Source organism: Serratia sp. 2880STDY5682894 (genome assembly GCF_001537385.1).
GTDB lineage: Bacteria > Pseudomonadota > Gammaproteobacteria > Enterobacterales > Enterobacteriaceae > Serratia > Serratia nevei.
On record NZ_FCJA01000009.1, the window covers coordinates 114,615 to 135,951 of the forward strand.

Genomic DNA, 21,337 nt, shown 5'->3' on the forward strand with positions numbered 1-21,337 from the left:
AAAAAAGGCGCGGGATCCGCGCCTTAGCTGAAGAGGTAACGCTACCGAATTACAGCTTAGGGCCGGCGCTGACCAGCGCGGCGCCCGCAGGCGTGTCGGTGTATTTATCGAAGTTGGTGATGAAGCGCTCGGCCAGATCCTGCGCTTTTTCCTGCCACTGCTCGAGGCTGGCATAGGTATTGCGCGGATCGAGGATCTCCGGGTTCACGCCCGGCAGCGCGGTCGGCATCGCCAGATCGAAGATCGGCAGGGTAACGGTTTCCGCCTTGTCGATTTCACCGCTCAGGATGGCGTCAATGATGCCGCGCGTATCTTTGATCGAGATGCGCTTGCCGGTACCGTTCCAGCCGGTGTTGACCAGGTAAGCCTGGGCGCCGGCGGCCTGCATGCGTTTCACCAGCACTTCGGCGTACTGCGTCGGGTGCAGCGACAGGAATGCGGCGCCGAAGCAGGCGGAGAAGGTTGGCGTCGGTTCGGTTACGCCGCGCTCGGTGCCGGCCAGCTTGGCGGTGAAGCCGGACAGGAAGTGGTACTGAGTCTGGTTGGCGGTCAGACGCGATACCGGCGGCAGCACGCCGAAGGCATCGGCGGTCAGGAAGATCACCTTGGTGGCGTGACCCGCCTTGGACACCGGCTTGACGATGTTCTGGATATGGTAGATCGGGTAAGAAACGCGGGTGTTCTCGGTTTTCGAACCGTCGTTGAAGTCGATGCTGCCGTCGGCCAGCACGGTGACGTTTTCCAGCAGCGCGTCGCGTTTGATGGCGTGATAGATGTCCGGCTCGGCTTCTTCAGACAGCTTGATGGTCTTGGCGTAGCAGCCGCCTTCGAAGTTGAACACGCCGTCGTCGTCCCAGCCGTGCTCGTCATCGCCGATCAGCTGACGCTTCGGATCGGTGGAGAGGGTGGTCTTGCCGGTACCGGACAGGCCGAAGAACACCGCCACGTCGCCTTTCTCGCCCACGTTGGCCGAGCAGTGCATCGAGGCGATGCCTTTCAGCGGCAGCAGGTAGTTCATCATCGAGAACATGCCTTTCTTCATTTCGCCGCCGTACCAGGTGCCGCCGATCAACTGCATGCGCTCGGTCAGGTTGAAGGCGACGAAGTTCTCCGAGTTCAGGCCTTGCTGCTGCCAGTTCGGGTTGGTGCATTTGGCTCCGTTCATCACCACGAAGTCCGGCTCGAAGTCAGCCAGTTCTTCATCGCTCGGGCGGATGAACATGTTTTTCACGAAGTGCGCCTGCCAGGCCACCTCGGTGATGAAGCGCACTTTCAGGCGCGAGTCGGCGTTGGCGCCGCAGAAGGTATCCACCACGAACAGGCGTTTGCCGGACAGTTGTTCGGTGACCAGGTGTTTCAGATCGGCCCACACTTCCGGGCTGAGGGGTTTGTTGTCGTTTTTGCCTTTGCCCTGATCGGCCCACCACACGGTATCGCGGGTGATGTCGTCGCGGACGATGTATTTGTCTTTCGGCGAGCGGCCGGTGAAGATGCCGGTATCGACGGAGACGGCACCCAGCTTGGTGACTACCCCACGCTCAAAACCTTCCAGAGATGGGTCTGTTTCTTCCTTAAACAGCAGTTCATAGCTCGGGTTGTGAACGATTTCGCTAACGTCGTGAATGCCGTAAGCGGCCAGATCCTGAGGGGTTATACCTTTAACGCGCATGTTACTACTCCTTGGTCACAGAATTTCTGGCGGCAATTGTAGGGATCTAACGGTGCGTAACCGCGATGGGTATCAAATATTTAACGTTTTAGGCGGTATTTCGTTACGATCTGAGAGATAGCACACGGAAAAAAGCAAACGTGCAAACGGCGGGCGTTGGCGGGCGCCGAGCGCGCCCGCCAAGAGGGTGTGACTTAGTGCAACTGGTCGCTTTCGCCGGTGTTACCCGCATACAAAGCGGCAACATCACCCGGGTCAAAGACATAGTGGCTGCCACAGTAGTCGCAGTGCATGTCGATATTGCCGTCCTGCTCCAGCATGTCCGCCACTTCGTCGGTCGGCAGGGTCAGCAGCGCGTCGGCGCAACGCTGGCGCGAACAGGTGCAACGGAACTGCACGTCCTGCGGTTCGTACAGGGTGACCTCTTCCTGGTGATACAGGCGGTACAACACTTCGTTGGCCGGCAGGCCGAACAGCTCTTCGCTTTTTACCGTGTTGGTCAGTTGCACCAGATGATCGAAATCATCGAGGTTGCCGTCCTGCGCCGGCAGCACCTGCAGCAGCATACCGGCCGCCGCGGCGTTGCCTTCCGCTTCGCCGGTGCGGATGAACAGGCGGGTTGGCAGCTGCTCGGACTGGCGGAAGTAGGCTTCCAGGCATTCGGCCAGGGTTTCACCTTCCAGACCGACTACGCCCTGATAGCGCTCGCCTTCCGTCGGCGAAATGGTGATGACCATGACGCCGTTGCCGATCATCTGATGCAAGGTGCTGTCGTCGGCGATAGGCGCCTGGGTGCGCGCAACGCCGCGCATCTCCTGACGGTTGTTGCCGTTGATCACCGCCAGCTTCAGCGGGCCGTCGCCTTGCAGCTGCACGGTGATGTCGCCGTCGAACTTCAGGGTCGCGGTCAGCAGACTGGTGGCGACCAGCAGTTCGCCCAGCAGCTTCTGTACCGGCGCCGGGTAGTCGTGGTTGTTCAGGATCTGCTGATAGGTTTCGCTGACGGTAACCAGCTCGCCGCGCACCGCGTAGTTTTCAAACAGGTAACGGTGCAATTGGTCATGGTTGGACATAATCTTCTCTCATTGCGGTGAGGGGTTATTCCGGCTCACCAAATTTAAATTTCATCAGGTCTCGCCGCTCCTTTTTGTCCGGACGACGGTCCGGATGCGGCATGGTCAACGCGTTCATCTTGCGCGCCAGCGCCATCTTTTCGCGGTTGGCGATGCTGGCTTCGGTTTCCTGATACATTTGCTGCGCCTCGCCGGCGCCGCGGCGTTGGCTGGTCAGCGCCAGCACGATCACCGTACGTTCTTCGTTGCCTTGCCGCAGCTTGAGCTCGGCGTTGAGTTCGACAATCTTGCTCGGCTTGCCGCGCTGGCCGTTGTAATGCACCTTGCCGCCGTCGATCATTTCGCGTGCCAGCGCACGGGTCTTATAGAAGCGAGCGGCCCAGAGCCACTTATCCAGCCGTACCGCGTCGTCGCGCGTCGCTTTTTCCTTCATGCTTCCCCCTTGGCCAGCGCCGGTATCAGCAGGCGGTAGTCACGCATCGACGGATGGCGCTGGAAGCTTTTCTCCGCCGTACTGGAGTCCGGGTTTTGCACGCCCAGGCAGTAACGAATGCCGAAAGTGCGCGCCGCGTCGAGGATCGGCTCGCCGTCGTCGACGAACAGCGTGCGCTGCGGATTGAATCCGGTGTGCTGTTGCACCGCCTGCCACAGACGCTGATCTTCTTTCGGATAACCAAATGTGTGGGTGGAAAACAATAAATCAAGGTGCCGATCGAGGCCGGTATGCTCGATTTTCACCGCCAGGCTGTGCGGATGGGCGTTGGTCAGCAAAATGGTTTGCAGACCGGCGTCGCGCAGCGCCCGTAAAAACGGCTCGGTGTCTTCGCGCAGCCGGGCGCGGCTGCCGACTTCGCTGGTCATGCGGTAGATATCCAGATCCAACCGCTCGCTCCAGTAATCGAAGCAATACCAGTTCATGGTGTGCTGCACCGCCTGATACTCCCGCTCAATGATATGACGGGCTTCGTCGAAAGGAATGGCGCGCCTTTCGCTCAGCGCCTGCGGCACCAGGCTGAGCCAAAAGTGGCTGTCGAACTCCAGATCCAGCAAGGTGCCGTCCATATCCAGCAGCACGGTATCGATCTGCGGCCAATCAAACTCGGGAACCATAAAAACTCCACGGGCGGACCGACGGGCGGTCCGCAGATGAGAATAATAGCGTTAGCGTAGCATAAGCAGATGACAGGGCGGAGGCCCCGGCGTCAGGTTCAGGCCATCGGCCGCATCGACATCGGATTGAGCTGCGGATTGAAGCAGCTGTCGTAGTAACGCTGGATATCGGCGACGCGGTGCTGATTGATGCGCCGACGCTGCACCAGCCGCCAGGCGTTATAGCCCAGGCTGATGACGACCGCCAGCAACAGCAGACTGGTACCGAGGTAGCGCCACAGGGTGATCATGTCCGGTTCGCTGTGCAGCGCCACATGACGGGTGCCGTTGGCGTCGACGCTGAGGCTGGTGATCACGCCCTGTGCCTGGAAGGGGGTGTGCAGCAGCAGAGTGGAAAGGCGCTGCAACTCATTCCACTGGTCGAGGGCGTTGTATTCGCTCTGCGGCGCCGACGGCTGCGGATGGCTGACCAGCTGGCGGCCTTCGTCGCTGCTGATCAGGAAACCGCCCGGCGGCGGGCTGTTGAGCGCTGCGGCGGCCAAACGCGTTTCATTGAAGATGAACGACGATGTGGCCACTTTGGTCAGGCTTTCCAGCGACTCGGCGCTCACCGGGCGCAGCAGGACGTTGACGCCTTGCAGCGCGCCGGACCTGGCGCGTTTCACCAGGCCGCTCCAGTTTTTGGCGTTGCCCAGGTTGACCAGGGCGTTCTTCAACCGCACGCAGTCGCTTTCTGCCTGGCACAAATCCTGTGTTTTCAAAACGATATCAGAGAAGTCGTCCAACAGGATCATGCCGGATTTCTCGATGGCGCTGGCCAACTGCGGGTTGACCTTCTGATCGGCGCCGCTCGGATGCAGCTGGCTGTTGACCGTAGCCAGCAGGGCCGTCGCTTTGTCTATGACTTCCGATTCCGGCTGTGGCAGTGGGGCGGCGTTGTTCCAGTAGATGCCGGAACAGTCGAACGGCGCAAAATTGACGGCGCTGCCCCCATTGGCCGGCGGGGGCACATAGCACATGCCGCTGCCGCGCACTTTCAGCGTGTCGCCGATGCGCAACGGCGTGGCTTCCAGCGCCTGAACGCTGGTCACTTCCACTTTTTGCGCACCCTGCAGCCAGGCCATGCTGAGGGTCAGCGGCAGGTTGAGCGGGATATAGATCAGCAGCAACAGCAGCACCAGCGCCGAGCTGGCGACCAGCACCGCGTTGCGGCCCCACTGCTGCAGCGGGAAGTTTTTCACTTCGTCATGCAGCGAGAGGAAGCGCCCCTGGCGCACCACCTGCCGATTGAGGTAGACGTCCACATCGGTGGTCTTGCCCAGGTCCTGCGTCAGGTAAGGCTGCCAATGCGGCGGGTAGATAAGATCGATGATGCCGAGTGAAATGTTGCTGATCTGCCCCTGGCCGGATTCGCCGAACAGGCCCCAGCGCTTCGGCGTACCGCGCAGACAGTGGATCTCTTTCAGCTCGCGTGACGCCGGACGGCGGAACAGGTTCCAGCATCCCCAGGCGATCATCAGCACCGCCACGAAAATCATCCAGGGGATCACCAGCACCGGGCTTATCAGGCTGAAGAACAGCAGCAGCAGCGCGGCGGAGATGATGACGGCTTCACGGATGCCGTTCGGCCGGTTCAGCGCATGCTCTTCCGGCGTTTCCTTGCGAATATTGACCAGCTCGACATGCTCGCTCTCTTCCTTGCGGATAGAGGCGTTTTTGGTCGGCGCGGCGTTCACCACCGGCGGTTGCGGCCGGTCGTGAATATGATCTTTCAGCGAGTGCCCGTTGAGCGAAATCACCAGCGGCAGCGTCTGGGTACGGATCACTTCCACATGGTTGTCGGCGGTGATATAGGGTTCCCAAAACGGCGGCAGGTGCACCTCTTCGGCATCGAGGTAATAGCGCCATTTATTGGGATCGTCGCTGGCCAGCCCATAGCGGGTGATGGCGTGCGTGACGGGATAAACGTTATCGCTTTGCGGGGTGAGCGCCAGTTTGGCTGCGGGCAAGGTAGCGCCGCCGCCGGGCAACAGCTTGTTGCTCAGCTTGTTTTGCTGATTGAGATAGAACTCGACCGCAGCACGCTCTTCGTCGGTCAGCTTGCGGTGGGCAGGTTTGATAAACGGCAGCGCGTGCGCCAGCGCCGACGGGTTGCGCGCCTTGAACCACAGGTACAGGCCGGCGGCAATCAGGCAGACAAGCACTAAGGCCAATATCAACACTATTGTGCTCATGCAATCCCCATTTCACACCCGTGAATTTCGCCAACCTGATGAAAAGGTGAATATTATACGGAGTAAACCGCCAGGAGGCACCCAGAACTAATAATGAGGGAACAAACAGATTCTCGCTCTGGATCTCATTCCTTCATGACGCAAGGCCATTTTATCACTGATTCTTGCCTGCGTGATACTAGCAACCGGCCTCTGCCGTCGATATCGGTATTATCCTATTTTCATGCGTGCTGTTTGCTGAATCAGTACGGAAAATCGCCCGCCGCTGGCTACGCTTGTTAAAAGAAAGTAAATTACTGCTCATGCTCGTTGCGGCGGAGCTTACCCTTAACGCACAATGTGATCAGGATCGAATTTGGTCAGCGTTTGAGCGCCAACGAGCCGTGCGTTACGCCAATCATTATTTCGGTTGCCCCGTCCGCGCCTGGGTAACCTCTTTGAGGCAATCATGGATAAACACCTGCAAAAACCTAAAATTCTGAAAGTGGAAACCGTCGCGCGTTCGCGTTTGTTCAACGTCGAGTCGGTCGATTTGGAATTCAGCAACGGTGTGCGGCGGGTGTATGAGCGCATGCGGCCTTCGGATCGCGAAGCGGTGATGATCGTGCCGGTGATTGGCGATGACCTGCTGCTGATCCGCGAATATGCGGTAGGCACCGAATCCTATGAGCTGGGGTTCCCGAAAGGGCTGATCGATCCCGGTGAGGGGGTGCTGGAGGCCGCCAACCGCGAGCTGATGGAAGAGGTGGGATACGGCGCGAAGCGCTTTGATTTTCTCAGCAAGCTGACGATGGCGCCCTCTTACTTTTCCAGCAAAATGAATATCGTGCTGGCGCACGATCTCTATCCGCAGAGCCTGGAAGGGGATGAGCCGGAGCCCCTGCCGCAGGTGCGTTGGCCGATCGCCGACATGATGGCGCTGCTGGCGGAACCGGATTTTCGTGAGGCGCGCAACGTCAGCGCGCTGTTCCTCTCAGAGGCATTTTTGCGCGCTTCGCGCTGATACGCTTCGCGCCAAACAAAAAAAGGGCCAGATTTCTCTGGCCCTTTTCGATCAGAACAGCTCGTGGCTTTCACCGCCCGGATCGGTCAACGTGGTGCCGGTATCGCGCGATGGGTAGTCCGTCGGCTGAGTTCCTTCGATGAAGTACTCGGAACGGCTGCCGCCGCCACCGCCAGAGAGCTTGCCGCTGCTCTTGTCGATGGTGACGCTGATGATGCCCGGCGGCGGCGTGACTTTCTGCTCCGGGATGCCTTCCAGCGCGGTCTTCATGAAGTCGTCCCACGCCGGCTGGGCGCTCTTGGCTCCGCCTTCACCGCCGGAAATCTGATCCGGGATGGCGCCGGATACCGTCGAACGGCCCAGGTCGCGGCGGTGATCGTCGAAACCGATCCACACCGACGTCACGGTATCCGGACCATAGCCGGAGAACCAGGCGTCTTTGGAACTGTTGGTGGTACCGGTTTTGCCGCCGATGTCATGACGCTTCAGATCGCGCCCGGCGCGCCAGGCCGTGCCCATCCAACCCGGTTCACCGAAGATGTTGCTGTTCAGCGCGTCGTGGATGAGGAAGGCCAGCGGCGTGCTGATCACGTGCGGCGCATACTGTTGGTCGCCGTCCTGCTGCACCTGAGCCGGGGTAACCTGCTCCAGCTGCGGCATCGGCACCGTGCTGTTGCTGCCTTCCTGCGAGGTGGCGACGTTTTCGATGTTGTCGTCGGACAGCACCGCCGAACGGTGGGTGTCGCCGTAGATCACCGGCAGGTTGCAGCTGCTGCACACCACTTTCGGTTTGGCTTCGAACACCGTATTGCCGTTGTCGTCTTCAATTTTGGTGATGAAGTACGGGTCAACCAGGTAACCGCCGTTCGCCAGCACCGCGTAGCCGCGTACCAGCTGCATCGGGGTGAAGGAGGCGGAGCCCAGCGCCAGCGATTCGGTATGCACGATGTTCTGCGCCGGGAAGCCGAAGCGCTGCAGATATTCCGCCGCGTAGTCGACGCCCATCGCACGCATCGCGCGCACCATCACCACGTTCTTCGATTGCCCCAGCCCCTGCCGCAGGCGAATCGGGCCGTCGTAGGTCGGCGGCGAGTTTTTCGGCCGCCAGTCGGTGCCGGCGCCGGCATCCCAACGGGTAATCGGCAAGTCGTTCAGAATGGTGGCCAGCGTCAGGCCTTTATCCATCGCGGCAGTGTACAGGAACGGTTTGATGTTCGACCCTACCTGGCGCAGAGCCTGCGTGACGCGGTTGAACTTGCTCTGGTTGAAATCGAAGCCGCCAACCAGCGCTTTCACCGCGCCGTCGTTCGGGTTGATTGAGACCAGCGCCGAGTTGACGTCCGGCACCTGCGACAGCCACCAGGCCTCGTTCACTTTACGCACCCACACCTGCTGGCCGGCCTGCACCACGTCGGTGACGCGTTTCGGCGTTGGGCCTTGCTGCGTGTCTGAACGGTATGGGCGCGCCCAGCGCATGGTCGCCATCGGCAGGGCAATGCTGCTGCCGTCGGCCAGCATCGCCGTCGCTTCCTGCGGGTTGGCGGCGGTGATCACCGCCGGCGCCAGCGGGCCGTAGTTCGGCAGGTTTTTCAGCGAATCAACAATCTGTTTGCGATCCCAGGCCGCTTCGCCGACTTTCCACAACACGTTGGACGGGCCGCGGTAGCCGTGGCGCATGTCATAGGCCAGCACGTTGTTGCGTACCGACTCCTGCGCCGCCAGCTGCAGCCGCTTGGTGACGGTGGTGTAAACCTTGTAACCGTCGGTATAGGCATTTTCACCGTAGCGCTTGATCATCTCCTGACGCACCATCTCGGAGAGATACGGCGCGGAGAAGCTGATTTCCGGCGCATGGTAGTTGGCGACCAGATCTTCGGCGCGCGCCTGATCGTACTGCGCCTGCGTGATGTAGTGTTCGTCCAGCATGCGCGACAGCACCACGTTGCGACGGGCAACGGCGCGATCGTGCGAATAGAGCGGGTTGAAGGTGGACGGCGCTTTCGGCAGGCCGGCGATGGTCGCCATTTCGCTCAGGGTCAGCTGGCTGACGTCTTTGCCGAAATAGACCTGCGCGGCGGCGCCCACGCCGTAGGCGCGGTAACCCAGATAGATCTTGTTCAGATATAGCTCAAGGATTTCATCCTTGGTGAGCATCTGCTCGATGCGCACCGCCAGGAAGGCTTCCTTGATTTTACGCATCAGGGTGCGTTCCGGGCTTAAGAAGAAGTTACGCGCCAGCTGTTGGGTAATGGTACTGGCCCCCTGCGAAGCGTGGCCGGAGACCAGCGCGATGGAGGCGGCGCGGAAGATGCCGACCGGATCGACGCCGTGGTGATCGTAGAAGCGGCTGTCTTCGGTGGCGATGAATGCGTGCACCATCACCGGTGGAATTTGATCCAGCTTCAGCGGAATGCGGCGCTTCTCGCCGTATTGGGCGATCAGTTCGCCATCGGCGCTGTAAACCTGCATCGGTATTTGCAGCCGCACATCTTTCAGCGTTGCGACGTCGGGCAGCTGTGGCTCGACATATTTGTACAAGCCGAAAATCGAGGCTGCTCCCAGCACGATGCAACATACTGCAAGGATTAGTAAATACTTTACGAACTTCACCTGAGATTTCCCATTTCTAAGTCATTTGGGCAGTTTATAAACAACCGCGCGGTAGTATAAAGGCAAGCCTGCGACATGGATATGTTCTTTTATCATCTGATGTTATGGAGGCTTGCGAAACATGTTCCCTCAAGCATGGCAGGTGGGGCTGGATATACAAATCGACTGCGTGCGGGCGGTGGCGGCCCAACGCCGCCGCAACGGCTGGCAGTTGCGCCACTGGTGGCAGCAGGCGCTGCCGCAGGCAGTTTTACGCGACGGCTGCCTGGAACCTTCCGAATTCCTGATCCGGGCGCTGCGGCAATGGCGCGTCCAGCTGCCGCGACATATTTCCTTACGCATTGCCCTGCCGGCGCAGCGCGTGTTGCAGCAGCGTATGGCACGGCCTGATGCGCGGCTGCGCGAGCCGGAACGCAGCGACTATATCGGCGGCCACGGTTTGAAGCAGTTTCCGCTCGACGGCCAGACGCTGGCGCTCGACTATCGCGCCGCACCGGGGGATGAGGCGGCGCTGCTGTTGACCGCCGCGCGGCGGCAGGAACTGCAGCAGTGGCTGCTTTGTCTGCGTCAGGCTGGCCTGCATCCGCAGGCGGTCGATATCACCCCCTGCGCGCTGCGGATGATGGCGACGGCGGCAGGCGTGCCGCCCGCCGCGGGGCTGATGCATCGCCTCGAACGAGAATGGCTGTGGGTGGCGCCGGCCGATGGCGCCTTCGCCTTTGGTCTGGCGCCGGGCGACGATGGCGCCCAGGCGCTGCGGGCGCTGCAAGCCCAGACGCCGGCGGGCGACGATCGGCCTGTCTATGCCGGCAGCGTGCTGGCGGGAGCCCTGCCCGCCGGCTGCCTGGCCTGGTCGCCGCTCAGCGCCTTTACGCAGCTGCGTCCGCCGTTGCCCGTGCATCCCTCGGCGTTCGCGTTGGCCGGTGGTCTGGCGCTGCGCGAGGAGGATCGTTGATGTATCAGGTTAACTTTCTGCCCTGGCGCCAGCGCCGCGATCGGCGACGCGCCTATTTCTGGCTGGGCGTGCTGCTGTTGCAGGTAACGGCGCTGCTGCTGGCACTGTTCCTGGCCGCCGGCCAACTGCGTCACCAACAGACGCAGCGGCAGGCGCGGCAGGCGATGCTGGGTGAGGAGCTGGCGGCATTGACGTCGCTCGCCCGCCAGCAGCAGCAAGAGCGGGCGCAGCAAGCGATGCACAGTGCCCGCGCCGAACGGCAGGCAAATAACGCCCAACATAACCGGCGTTATTTGCAGCTGCTGCAGCAATTGTCCTCCAGCATTCCTCCGCCGCTGTGGCTCACGGCGTTGGACTGCAATGCGGCGAACGGCCTGCGGCTGCGTGGATTGAGCCGCTCTCCTGCGGCCATCACGCAGTTCGAACGGCGGCTGGCGGGGATACCTGCGTTGCCACGGCTGCATTTGGCGGAGATGGCGCAACGCGAAGACGGCCTGTACTCCTTTCATCTGGCGGCGCAGTGGGGGCGTGATGGATAGCCGTTTGTCCTCCGGGCTGCGCCTCTGGCTGAGCTTACCGGGCTGGCTATTGCTGCTGTCGCAAGGGTTGGGCATCGGCACGCTGGCGCTGTTGGGCGGCGGTTGGCTGCTGCAAGACGAATGGCGTCAGCGGGAAAATGCGGCGGAGCGGCAACAGCGCCTGCTGCAACAGATCGCTATGGTGCAGAGCCAGTTGGAAGAGACGCCGCAAACCATTATCCCGGCGGCGGTGCTTGCGCCGACCACCACCGGCGATTTGGCGAGCGTGCTGCAACGGGCGGGGGGCGCTTTGCTGCGCTGGCAGCGGCAGGAAAAACCGCTGCGGCAAACGCTGAGTTTGCGCATTGACTACGCCGGTTTGTTGGCGCTGCTGGAGGCGCTGCCCGCCGATTTGCGCCTCGAGCAGCTGAGCGTGGAGACGCCGCCCCTTGGCATGACGGCGCGGTTGGTTTTGCAGGATGCCACCGAGGAGCAGGCAGATGAGTAAAAGACCCGGCCGTGGGTGGTGGTGGCTGCTATGGCCGTGGGCCCTATGTGCTGAGCCGCGCGACCCGTTTGCGCCGCCTCCGCTGCCTGCTTGTGCCCAAACGGCGGCATCGCCGGCGGGCTGGCGACTGAAAGGCGTCATCGGGCAACCGACGCTGCGCTATGGCTGGGTGGTGACGCCGGCGGGGCAGTGGCTGCGCCTGCGGCCGCAGCAGCGGGTGCTGGCCGAGCGTTGGCAGGTGACGCAGGTGCAGGCGCGCAGCCTGACGTTAACGGCGCTGGCGGCCGAACCGGATTGCCCGGCGAGCCAGGGCGACATCCCGCTGATAATGGACAACAAGGATGGGAAACCATGAAAGGACGCGCTGGATTGGGCGTGGCGCTGTGGTGTCTGACGCTCGGCGCCGCACAGGCGCAGGATAAACAGGTTATTTCGCTGGAGTTTCAGGATGCGCCGGTCACGGTCATCCTGCAGGCGCTGGCGGATTATCGGCAGATGAACCTGATCGCCGCGCCCGGCGTGAGCGGCAACCTGACGCTGCGGCTGGAGAATGTGCCCTGGCCTCAGGCGCTGGCGCTGACCCTGCGCATGGGCAAATTGGCGATGACGCGTGAGGGTAACGTGATGCTGATTGCGCCGGAGCCGGACGCGCAGGAAAAAAGGCAGCAGCGAGAGGCGCTGGCGCAGCGGCAACCGCTGCACAGCCTGAGCCTGACGTTACAGAACGGCGATGCGGCGGAGATTGCCGAAAGCCTCAATGCCCAACGCGGCGCCTTGCTCAGCGAGCGGGGCAGCGTGCTGGCGGATAAGCGCACCAATACGCTGCTGCTGCGCGACACCGCGCCGATCCTGGCGCAGTTGAAAAAGCGGGTAACGGAAATGGACGCGCCGCTGGCACAGGTCCAGCTGGCGGCGCATATCGTGACCATCAACAGCGAAAGCTTGCGCGAACTCGGCGTGCGTTGGGGATTGGCGCCTGACGACAGGCCGGCGAAGCCGCTGCGGCCGGGCAATCTCGGCGTCAACCTGCCGCTGGAGCGCAGCGCGGTGAACGCCGGTTTCCATCTGGCGCGCATCAGCGGGCGTTTGCTGAGCCTCGAGCTGACGGCGCTGGAACAGGAGAATCAGGTGGAGATCATCGCCAGCCCGCGCCTGCTGACGGCGCACCTGCAAACCGCCAGCATCAAGCAGGGAACCGAGATCCCTTACGAAGTGTCAAGCGGCGCCAGCGGTGCGACCGCCATCGAGTTCAAAGAGGCGGTGCTGGGCATGGAGGTGACGCCGAAAGTGTTGCCGGACGGGCGCATCACGCTGACGTTGCACATCAGCCAAAATATGCCGGGGCGCGCCATCAGCCGGGGCGCGGGGGAAGCGCTGACCATCGATAAACAGGAGATTAAAACGCAGATCACGGTGAAAAACGGTGAAACCCTGGTGCTCGGCGGTATTTTTCAACGGCATAGCGGCAAGACGGCGGACAAGGTGCCGGGATTGGCGGATGCGCCGTTATTGGGAGGCTTGTTCCGACAAAGCGGCGCACAACAGAAAAAACGCGAGCTGGTGATCTTCATTACGCCGACCCTGATTAAGGGATAAGCGGCTACCTGTCAGCCGGACGGCAAATCTCCTAAAGTTGATGAGCAGATACACTTTTTTATCTCCTTGGGGGGATCTGCGTTTGACGCTGCGGCCGATTTAGCTTACAAGGGTTACCGAATTGAGCACCGAGGTTTTTTGTTAGCGTCAAGACGCCGTTAAAAACATATGGTTTCCCTCCCGCGGCGTGGATTGCGATTTATTCGGTTGCCAAACTACCAAGAGTGTTGAGATAATTTTTCGTCTGATCTCGCACTATCGCTCATGAGGTTTCAGTTTAGGTCCCGCCGCTGATTTGATTGGCGGGGCGGGTTAACATTAACGAATTGTCTTAGTAATACCGAAAAACATGGCAGAGAAACGCAATATCTTTCTGGTTGGGCCTATGGGTGCCGGCAAAAGCACTATTGGCCGTCAGTTAGCTCAGCAACTCAATATGGAGTTCTTCGACTCCGATCAAGAAATTGAGCGACGTACCGGAGCTGACGTGGGCTGGGTATTCGACGTGGAAGGGGAAGAAGGTTTCCGCGATCGTGAAGAAAAAGTCATTAATGAACTGACGGAAAAACAAGGGATTGTGTTGGCGACCGGCGGCGGTTCGGTGAAGTCGCGCGAAACGCGCAACCGTCTGTCCGCGCGCGGCGTGGTGGTCTATCTGGAAACCACGATCGAGAAGCAGCTGGCTCGTACCCAGCGTGATAAAAAACGCCCGCTGCTGCAGGTCGATTCTCCGCCGCGTGAAGTGCTGGAAGCCTTGGCGAAAGAGCGCAATCCGTTGTATGAAGAGATTGCCGATGTCACCATCCGCACCGACGATCAGAGCGCTAAAGTGGTTGCTAACCAGATCATCAACATGCTGGAAAGCAACTGATTGCCGATTTTCGCGTTCGCCGTCGGCCAATGCGGAAAACTGATTTGTGTTCCCCGCCGCTGCGGGGATCAACCACCGCCGCACCATACAGAGAACTGAGCGCGACATGGAGAGAATTACTGTAACGCTTGGGGAGCGCAGCTACCCGATTACCATCGCCGCCGGATTGTTTAACGATCCGGCTTCTTTTATGCCGTTGAAGGCGGGTGAGCAAGCGATGTTGGTCACCAACCAGACCCTGGCGCCGCTCTATCTGGAGCGCGTCCGGCAGGTGCTGGAGCGGGGCGGCGTCGTGGTGGATCAGGTGATCCTTCCCGATGGTGAGCAGTACAAATCTCTGGCGGTGTTGGAGCAGGTGTTTTCGGCGCTGCTGGAAAAACCGCACGGGCGCGACACGACGCTGATCGCGCTCGGTGGCGGCGTTGTCGGCGATCTGACCGGCTTTGCCGCCGCGTGCTATCAACGCGGCGTGCGCTTCATTCAGGTTCCCACCACGCTGTTGTCGCAGGTGGATTCTTCCGTGGGCGGCAAGACCGCCGTCAACCACCCGCTCGGCAAAAACATGATCGGCGCTTTCTATCAACCCGCTTCGGTGGTGGTTGATCTGGATTGCCTGAAAACGTTGCCGACGCGTGAACTCTCTTCCGGTCTGGCTGAAGTCATCAAATACGGGATCATCCTCGATCGCGAGTTCTTCGTCTGGCTGGAAAACAACATCGATGCGCTGATGGCGTTGGATATGCAGGCGTTGGCCTACTGTATCCGCCGCTGCTGCGAGCTGAAGGCCGAGGTCGTGGCCGCCGACGAACGCGAAAGCGGCCTGCGCGCCTTGCTGAATCTGGGCCATACTTACGGCCACGCCATCGAAGCCGAAATGGGCTACGGCGTATGGCTGCACGGCGAAGCGGTGGCTGCGGGCATGGTGATGGCGGCGGAAACCGCGCACCGTCTCGGCCAGTTCTCCGTTGAAGACATCGAACGCATCAAAACGCTGCTGCTGCGCGCCGGCTTGCCGGTCTGCGGGCCGCAGGAAATGACGCCGGAATCCTATTTGCCGCACATGCTGCGCGACAAGAAAGTGCTGGCGGGTGAACTGCGTCTGGTGCTGCCGACCGCGATCGGTGCGGCCGAAGTGCGCGGCGGCGTAGGGCATGAACTGGTGTTGGCGTCGATCGCCGCCTGCCTGCCTGAGCAGCAGCGTAATTAAATCGGACCAAGTAACAGTGGCTTAGCCGCCATTTGCATCTATATTAATACAGTGAGCAGAGCACGACGGGTGTCGCTTTGCCATCATCGGGTTAATCTGCCCGTGCCACGGTAGGTCTACGGTGGTGGGCTTTTGCCTCTAGTTGGAGGGTTTCAGATGGACGAGTTTAAACCGGAAGACGATCTCAGACCTGATAGCAGCGATCGTCGTCCTACGCGTTCGCGCAAGCCGGCCGCCGCGCCGCGCTTCGCCGTTTCGCGCCAGCATTTGATGATTGGCATCGGCATTTTGGTGCTGTTGCTGCTGATTATCGGCATCGGTTCCGCCTTGAAGGCGCCGACCAAGCATGAGGCGGCTCAGGATAGCGGCGCGCAAAACGGCGCGGCTCGCGACATCAACCTGTCCGGCTCTTCGTCGCTGACCACCGCCAACAACGGCGTGCCGGGCGGCACGACGGATACCCACGATAACAACGGTGTGAGCGCGACTCAGCCGCAGCAACCGCAGAACGTCAGCGTTCCGCCGATCTCCGGCACGCCGACCGAAGCGCAAACTCAGCCTCAGCAGGGCGGTGCGCAGCAGCGCGTCGATCTGCCGGGCAACATGGCGGATGCGCTGTCGCAGCAGCAGGGGCAGGTGGATGCCGCAACCCAGGGCATGACCGGCGCAGCGTCGACGTTGCCGACTGCACCGGCAACGGTGATGAGCGGCGCTGCGGCGCGCGAGGCGACGCGCCCTGTGCAAGGCACCACGCCGCAACAGCATAAAACGCCGGCGAAAACCGCCGCCACCAAACCGACCGCGACGCAGCATAAATCACCGACTACGGTGTATACGCCGCCGGCCAAGCCGTCTTCCACCGCGAAAGCGGGAGCGGTCAGCAGCAGCGGCAGTTCGCTGCAGTCTGCACCGGGCAGCCATTACACGCTGCAGCTGAGCAGCGCTTCGCGTTCCGATACGCTGAACGCCTACGCCAAACAGCAGAAGCTGCAGAACTACCTGGTGTACGCCACCAAGCGTGACGGCAAGCCGTGGTATGTGCTGGTAAGCGGCAACTACGCGTCTTCCGCGGAAGCGAAGCGCGCTATTGCTTCGTTGCCGGCGGATGTACAGGCGAAAAAACCATGGGTCCGACCTGTACATCAGGTACAGCAAGATCTTAAAAAATAAATCATTTAAATTTGTGCGCTGATGTGCTGTCTGAAACAGAGTACAATCCGCCGCTCTGAATTGTATAAGTAGCTAATTGACGGCATGAAGAAAAACCGCGCTTTTTTAAAATGGGCTGGTGGAAAATACCCGCTGGTAGACGAGATTCGTCGCCATCTGCCGGCGGGAGACTGCTTAATCGAGCCCTTCGTGGGTGCGGGATCCGTCTTCCTGAATACGGATTACGACGCCTACATTCTCGCCGACATCAATAGCGATCTTATCAACCTGTATAACATCGTTAAGCTGCGCACGGATGACTTCGTGCGCGATGCCCGCACGCTTTTCGCCGATGAATTCAATAACTCGGATCAGTTTTACCTGCTGCGAGAAGAGTTCAATACTAGCACCGAGCCTTACCGCCGGGCGCTGCTGTTCCTGTACCTGAACCGCCACTGTTATAACGGCCTGTGCCGCTATAACCTGCGCGGCGAGTTCAACGTACCGTTCGGCCGCTACAAGAAACCGTACTTCCCGGAAGAAGAGCTCTACTGGTTTGCTGAAAAATCGCGCAATGCCACTTTTGTCTGCGAGCATTACCGCGATACCATGGCGAAGGCCGTGGCCGGCGCCGTGGTGTATTGCGATCCGCCTTATGCGCCGCTGTCGGCGACGGCGAATTTCACCGCTTACCACACCAACAGCTTCAGCATCGCCGATCAGCAGAGCCTGGCGCAATTGGCGCATCAGCTCTCGGTAGAGAGCCGGGTACCGGTATTGATCTCCAATCACGATACCGAGCTGACGCGCGACTGGTACCAGAATGCTGCGCTGTATGTGGTGAAAGCGCGCCGCACGATCAGCCGCAATATTCTCGGCCGCAGCAAAGTGAACGAGCTTTTGGCGCTGTATCGCTAAGCCGGGGCACCCCGGCGCATAACAACTCGACCCTACGTTTGGAGAAGCGGATGAAAAAGTTTTTGATTGCCCCGTCCATTCTGTCGGCAGATTTTGCCCGGTTAGGTGAAGATACCGCCAACGTGCTGGCCGCAGGCGGCGACGTGGTGCACTTCGACGTGATGGACAACCACTACGTGCCCAATCTGACCATCGGTCCGATGGTGTGCGAAGCGCTGCGCAACTACGGCATTACCGCGCCGATTGACGTGCATCTGATGGTCAAGCCGGTGGACCGCATCGTGCCTGATTTCGCCAAGGCCGGCGCGTCTTATATCTCTTTCCACCCCGAAGCTTCCGAGCATGTCGATCGCACCATTCAGCTGATCAAAGAGCACGGCTGTAAAGCCGGCCTGGTGTTCAACCCGGCCACGCCGCTGAGCTATCTCGACTACGTGATGGATAAAATCGACGTGATCCTGCTGATGTCGGTTAACCCGGGCTTCGGCGGCCAGTCGTTCATCCACGGCACCCTGGACAAGCTGCGCCAGGTGCGCAAGCTGATCGACGACAGCGGTCGCGACATCCGCCTGGAAGTCGACGGCGGGGTGAAGGTGGATAACATCGCCGAAATCGCCGCTGCGGGCGCCGATATGTTCGTCGCCGGTTCCGCCATCTTTGGCCAGCCGGACTACCGCAAGGTGATCGACGAGATGCGCAGCGAGTTGGCGAAGGTTTCCCATGGCTGATTTCGGCGCGATCCGCGCATTGGCCTTCGATCTGGACGGCACGCTGGTCGACAGCGCGCCGGGCCTGGCGGCCGCCATCGATATGGCGCTGGAAGAAGCGGGCCTGCCGCAAGCGGGTGAGGAGCGGGTTGGCACCTGGATCGGCAACGGCGCCGACGTGCTGGTGCAGCGCGCGCTGCGCTGGGCGGAAGCGGAAGGCACGCCGGAACAGTGCGGCCGGCTGCGTGAACGCTTCGACCATTTCTATGCGCAGACCGTCGACAGCGGTAGCCGCCTGTTCCCGCAGGTGCAAGAGACGCTGGCCCGACTGGCCGCGCACGGCTACCCGATGGCGCTGGTGACCAACAAGCCGACGCCGTTCGTGGCGCCGCTGCTGGCATCGTTGGGGATTGGCGACTATTTCTCGCTGGTGATCGGCGGCGACGACGTGACGGAAAAGAAACCGCACCCGGCGCCGTTGTATCTGGTGCTCGGCAAGCTTGGGCTGCGCGCGCATGAACTGCTGTTCGTCGGCGATTCACGCAACGATATTCAAGCCGCGCAGGGCGCCGGTTGCCCAAGCGTCGGCTTTACCTACGGTTATAACTACGGCGAATCGATAGCCCTGAGCCACCCCGATCGGGTGTTGGAGCGCTTCGCCGATTTGTTGCCCGCTCTTGGGCTGTCATCTTTAGAGAATCAGGAAATTTAAACATGAGTAAGCCCATCGTATTTAGCGGCGCGCAACCGTCCGGCGAACTGACCATCGGCAACTACATGGGTGCGCTGCGTCAGTGGGTGCAGATGCAGGACGACTACGACTGCATCTACTGCATCGTCGATCTGCATGCCATCACCGTGCGCCAGGACGCCGAGAAACTGCGCAAAGCCACGCTGGATACGCTGGCGCTGTACCTGGCCTGCGGTATCGATCCGGAAAAAAGCACCATCTTCGTGCAGTCGCACGTGCCTGAGCACACGCAGCTGAGCTGGGTGCTGAACTGCTACACCTATTTCGGCGAACTGAGCCGCATGACGCAGTTCAAAGACAAATCCGCGCGCTACGCGGAGAACATCAACGCCGGGCTGTTCAGCTATCCGGTGCTGATGGCGGCGGATATCCTGCTGTATCAAACCAACCAGGTGCCGGTGGGCGAAGACCAGAAGCAGCACCTGGAACTGAGCCGCGACGTAGGGCAGCGTTTCAACGCGCTGTACGGCGACGTGTTCAAAGTGCCGGAGCCGTTTATTCCTAAATCCGGCGCGCGCGTGATGTCGCTGCAGGAACCGACCAAGAAGATGTCCAAGTCGGACGATAACCGCAACAACGTGATCGGCCTGCTGGAAGATCCGAAAGCGGTGACCAAGAAGATTAAGCGCGCAATGACCGACTCGGAAGAGCCGCCTGTCGTGCGTTACGACGTGGTCAACAAGGCGGGCGTCTCCAACCTGCTGGATATTCTCGCCGGCGTGACCGGCAAGAGCATCGCGCAGCTGGAAGCCGAGTTCGAAGGCCAGATGTACGGCCACCTGAAAGGCGCGGTGGCGGAAGCCGTCTCCGGCATGCTGGGTGAGCTGCAGGAGCGCTATCACCGCTTCCGTAACGACGAAGCCTATCTGCAGCAGGTGATGCGCGACGGCGCCGCCAAGGCCCGCGCACGCGCGCAGGAAACCCTGGCGAAGGTCTATCAGGCCGTCGGTTTCGTACCGCCGCAGGCGTAACGCCAGCGAAAATAAAAAAAGCGGCCACGGGCCGCTTTTTTTATGTCGGTATCACGCCATTTGCGCCAGGCCGGCAGGCGGTACCTCGCTGGCGAACCAGTTGAGTTTGCTGCGCAGGCTGACCACGCTGCCGACGATGATCAGACTGGGGCTGGCGGCCTGCAGTGACAGGGCGCCCAGTTGGCCGAGTTCGCCTTCGATCACCCGCTGGTGGCAGGAAGTGCCGTTTTCTACCAGCGCCACCGGCGTGGTGGCCGCCAATCCATTCGCTATCAGCTGGCGTTGGATCTCCGCCGCCTGCGACAGCCCCATATAGAACACCAGCGTCTGTTGCCCGGCGGCCAGCGTCGCCCAGTCCAATCCGCCGTCGGCCTTGGCGTGGCCGGTCACCAGGCGCACGCTCTGCGCATGGTCGCGGTGGGTAAGCGGGATACCGCTGTAGGCGGAACAGCCGGAGGCGGCGGTGATGCCCGGAACCACCGAGAACGGCACGTTGGCGTCCGCCAGCGTCTCCAGCTCTTCGCCGCCGCGGCCGAAGATAAAGGGATCTCCCCCCTTCAGGCGCACCACGCGTTTGCCTTGCTGCGCCTGCTGCAGCAGGATTTGGTTGATTTGCTCTTGCGGCACGCAGTGGTGGCCGGCGCGTTTGCCGACGAAGATGCGTTCGGCGTCGCGGCGCACCAGCGTCATGATCTCTTCGGAGACCAGCCGGTCGTACACCACCACGTCGGCCTGCTGGATCTGCTGTAGCCCTTTCAGCGTCAGCAAGCCGGCATCGCCCGGCCCGGCGCCCACCAGCACCACTTCACCGCGATCTTCCGGCTGTTCGCTGAACAGCTGCTCGAGCTGGCGTTCGGCCAGCGTGGCGTCGTCGTTGGCCAGCGACTGCGCCAGCCGATCGTGGGCGAATAACCGTTCCCAGAAGCGACGGCGCGCGCCGAGGCTGCTGAAGCGTTGTTTTACCCGCTGCCGCAGCGAGCCGCCCAGCTGGGCCAGCTTGCCGAGGTGCTGCGGCAGCATCGCTTCCAGCTTCTCGCGCAGCAGCCGCGCCAGCACCGGCGCTTTGCCGCCGGAGGACACCGCCACCATGATCGGCGAACGATCGATGATTGACGGCATGATAAAGCTGGCGCGTTTCGGATCGTCCACCACGTTGCAGAACACCCGCTGCCGGTTGGCGCACTGATACACCAGTGCGTTGACCTCCAGCCGGTCGGTGGCGGCGATCACCAGCCATTTTTCCGCCAGCAGGGCCGGGCTGAATTCGCCTTCGGCCAGCGTCAACCGGCCTTCTTCCGCCCACAGGCGGAACTGCGGGGTGAAGTCCACGGCGTTGACGGTCAGCGCTGCGCCGGCGTCCAGCAGCAGGCGCGCCTTGCGTTCGGCGATCTCGCCGCCGCCCACCAGCAGGCAGGCTTTATGTTGCAGTTGGCAGAAAATCGGCAGGTAGTCCATCGGCACTCCTCGGGGTAATCAGTGTGGGGGCG

Annotated in this window: 20 protein-coding genes; 13 read left to right on the forward strand and 7 right to left on the reverse strand. The window is 61.2% G+C overall.

Annotated features, from left to right (window positions below):
- Positions 1–49: 49 nt before the first annotated feature.
- The 5 genes from pckA to AWX27_RS19460 form a co-directional block, all read right to left on the reverse strand.
- The gene (gene pckA / locus AWX27_RS19440) at positions 50–1,669 is read right to left on the reverse strand and encodes a phosphoenolpyruvate carboxykinase (ATP) (RefSeq protein WP_015379308.1); all 1,620 of its coding nucleotides are present in this window, start codon (positions 1,667–1,669) and stop codon (positions 50–52) included.
- Positions 1,670–1,863: 194 nt separating this feature from the next.
- A complete protein-coding gene (gene hslO / locus AWX27_RS19445) occupies positions 1,864–2,742 on the reverse strand; it encodes an Hsp33 family molecular chaperone HslO (protein WP_060424515.1) in 879 nt (292 codons plus the stop codon).
- Between the two features lie 25 nt (positions 2,743–2,767).
- The gene (gene hslR, locus AWX27_RS19450) at positions 2,768–3,175 is read right to left on the reverse strand and encodes a ribosome-associated heat shock protein Hsp15 (protein WP_015379306.1); all 408 of its coding nucleotides are present in this window, start codon (positions 3,173–3,175) and stop codon (positions 2,768–2,770) included.
- The gene (yrfG, locus tag AWX27_RS19455) at positions 3,172–3,852 is read right to left on the reverse strand and encodes a GMP/IMP nucleotidase (protein ID WP_025304546.1); all 681 of its coding nucleotides are present in this window, start codon (positions 3,850–3,852) and stop codon (positions 3,172–3,174) included. Before yrfG ends, hslR begins: the two co-directional genes overlap by 4 nt.
- Positions 3,853–3,950: 98 nt before the next feature.
- Positions 3,951–6,086: an intracellular growth attenuator family protein gene (locus AWX27_RS19460; RefSeq protein WP_060424517.1), complete on the reverse strand. Its 2,136-nt coding sequence runs from the start codon at positions 6,084–6,086 to the stop codon at positions 3,951–3,953.
- A 448-nt stretch (positions 6,087–6,534) separates the two neighbouring features.
- Here AWX27_RS19460 and nudE point away from each other — a divergent pair, with 448 nt between their 5' ends.
- Complete coding sequence (nudE, locus tag AWX27_RS19465) at positions 6,535–7,089, forward strand: ADP compounds hydrolase NudE (protein ID WP_038878156.1); 555 nt, start codon at positions 6,535–6,537, stop codon at positions 7,087–7,089.
- A gap of 51 nt (positions 7,090–7,140) precedes the next feature.
- Here the strand turns inward: nudE and mrcA are convergent, their stop codons facing one another.
- Positions 7,141–9,699 (reverse strand): peptidoglycan glycosyltransferase/peptidoglycan DD-transpeptidase MrcA, encoded by a 2,559-nt coding sequence (mrcA, locus tag AWX27_RS19470; RefSeq protein WP_047729686.1) that lies wholly within the window; start codon positions 9,697–9,699, stop codon positions 7,141–7,143.
- Between the two features lie 121 nt (positions 9,700–9,820).
- Here mrcA and pilM point away from each other — a divergent pair, with 121 nt between their 5' ends.
- The 12 genes from pilM (at position 9,821) to trpS (ending at position 19,850) form a co-directional block, all read left to right on the forward strand.
- Positions 9,821–10,654: a pilus assembly protein PilM gene (pilM, locus tag AWX27_RS19475; RefSeq protein WP_060424519.1), complete on the forward strand. Its 834-nt coding sequence runs from the start codon at positions 9,821–9,823 to the stop codon at positions 10,652–10,654.
- On the forward strand, positions 10,654–11,193 hold the full coding sequence (locus AWX27_RS19480) for a PilN domain-containing protein (RefSeq protein ID WP_060424521.1): 540 nt from the start codon (positions 10,654–10,656) through the stop codon (positions 11,191–11,193). Before pilM ends, AWX27_RS19480 begins: the two co-directional genes overlap by 1 nt.
- Complete coding sequence (locus AWX27_RS19485; protein WP_060424523.1) at positions 11,186–11,680, forward strand: hypothetical protein; 495 nt, start codon at positions 11,186–11,188, stop codon at positions 11,678–11,680. Before AWX27_RS19480 ends, AWX27_RS19485 begins: the two co-directional genes overlap by 8 nt.
- Positions 11,673–12,035: a HofP DNA utilization family protein gene (locus AWX27_RS19490; RefSeq protein WP_060424525.1), complete on the forward strand. Its 363-nt coding sequence runs from the start codon at positions 11,673–11,675 to the stop codon at positions 12,033–12,035. The genes AWX27_RS19485 and AWX27_RS19490 overlap by 8 nt, the downstream gene beginning before the upstream one ends.
- Positions 12,032–13,276 carry a DNA uptake porin HofQ gene (gene hofQ / locus AWX27_RS19495; protein WP_072265488.1) on the forward strand — a complete coding sequence of 415 codons (1,245 nt, stop codon included), beginning with the start codon at positions 12,032–12,034 and terminating at the stop codon, positions 13,274–13,276. The genes AWX27_RS19490 and hofQ overlap by 4 nt, the downstream gene beginning before the upstream one ends.
- A 349-nt stretch (positions 13,277–13,625) precedes the next feature.
- Positions 13,626–14,147: a shikimate kinase AroK gene (gene aroK, locus AWX27_RS19500; RefSeq protein WP_004391482.1), complete on the forward strand. Its 522-nt coding sequence runs from the start codon at positions 13,626–13,628 to the stop codon at positions 14,145–14,147.
- A gap of 106 nt (positions 14,148–14,253) precedes the next feature.
- Positions 14,254–15,354 (forward strand): 3-dehydroquinate synthase, encoded by a 1,101-nt coding sequence (gene aroB, locus AWX27_RS19505; protein ID WP_060424528.1) that lies wholly within the window; start codon positions 14,254–14,256, stop codon positions 15,352–15,354.
- 156 nt (positions 15,355–15,510) lie between these two features.
- Positions 15,511–16,524: an SPOR domain-containing protein gene (locus AWX27_RS19510; RefSeq protein ID WP_060424531.1), complete on the forward strand. Its 1,014-nt coding sequence runs from the start codon at positions 15,511–15,513 to the stop codon at positions 16,522–16,524.
- Between the two features lie 84 nt (positions 16,525–16,608).
- Positions 16,609–17,421, forward strand: coding sequence for an adenine-specific DNA-methyltransferase (gene dam / locus AWX27_RS19515; protein WP_038878140.1), 813 nt, complete (start codon positions 16,609–16,611; stop codon positions 17,419–17,421).
- A 50-nt stretch (positions 17,422–17,471) separates the two neighbouring features.
- On the forward strand, positions 17,472–18,149 hold the full coding sequence (rpe, locus tag AWX27_RS19520; protein ID WP_019456160.1) for a ribulose-phosphate 3-epimerase: 678 nt from the start codon (positions 17,472–17,474) through the stop codon (positions 18,147–18,149).
- On the forward strand, positions 18,142–18,840 hold the full coding sequence (locus AWX27_RS19525) for a phosphoglycolate phosphatase (protein ID WP_038878137.1): 699 nt from the start codon (positions 18,142–18,144) through the stop codon (positions 18,838–18,840). The genes rpe and AWX27_RS19525 overlap by 8 nt, the downstream gene beginning before the upstream one ends.
- 2 nt (positions 18,841–18,842) lie before the next feature.
- Positions 18,843–19,850: a tryptophan--tRNA ligase gene (gene trpS / locus AWX27_RS19530; RefSeq protein WP_025304534.1), complete on the forward strand. Its 1,008-nt coding sequence runs from the start codon at positions 18,843–18,845 to the stop codon at positions 19,848–19,850.
- Positions 19,851–19,901: 51 nt separating this feature from the next.
- On the opposite strand, the gene cysG is transcribed toward trpS, so the two are convergent.
- Positions 19,902–21,305, reverse strand: a complete 1,404-nt coding sequence (gene cysG, locus AWX27_RS19535; RefSeq protein ID WP_060424534.1) for a siroheme synthase CysG — start codon at positions 21,303–21,305, stop codon at positions 19,902–19,904.
- Between the last annotated feature and the right edge of the window lie 32 nt (positions 21,306–21,337).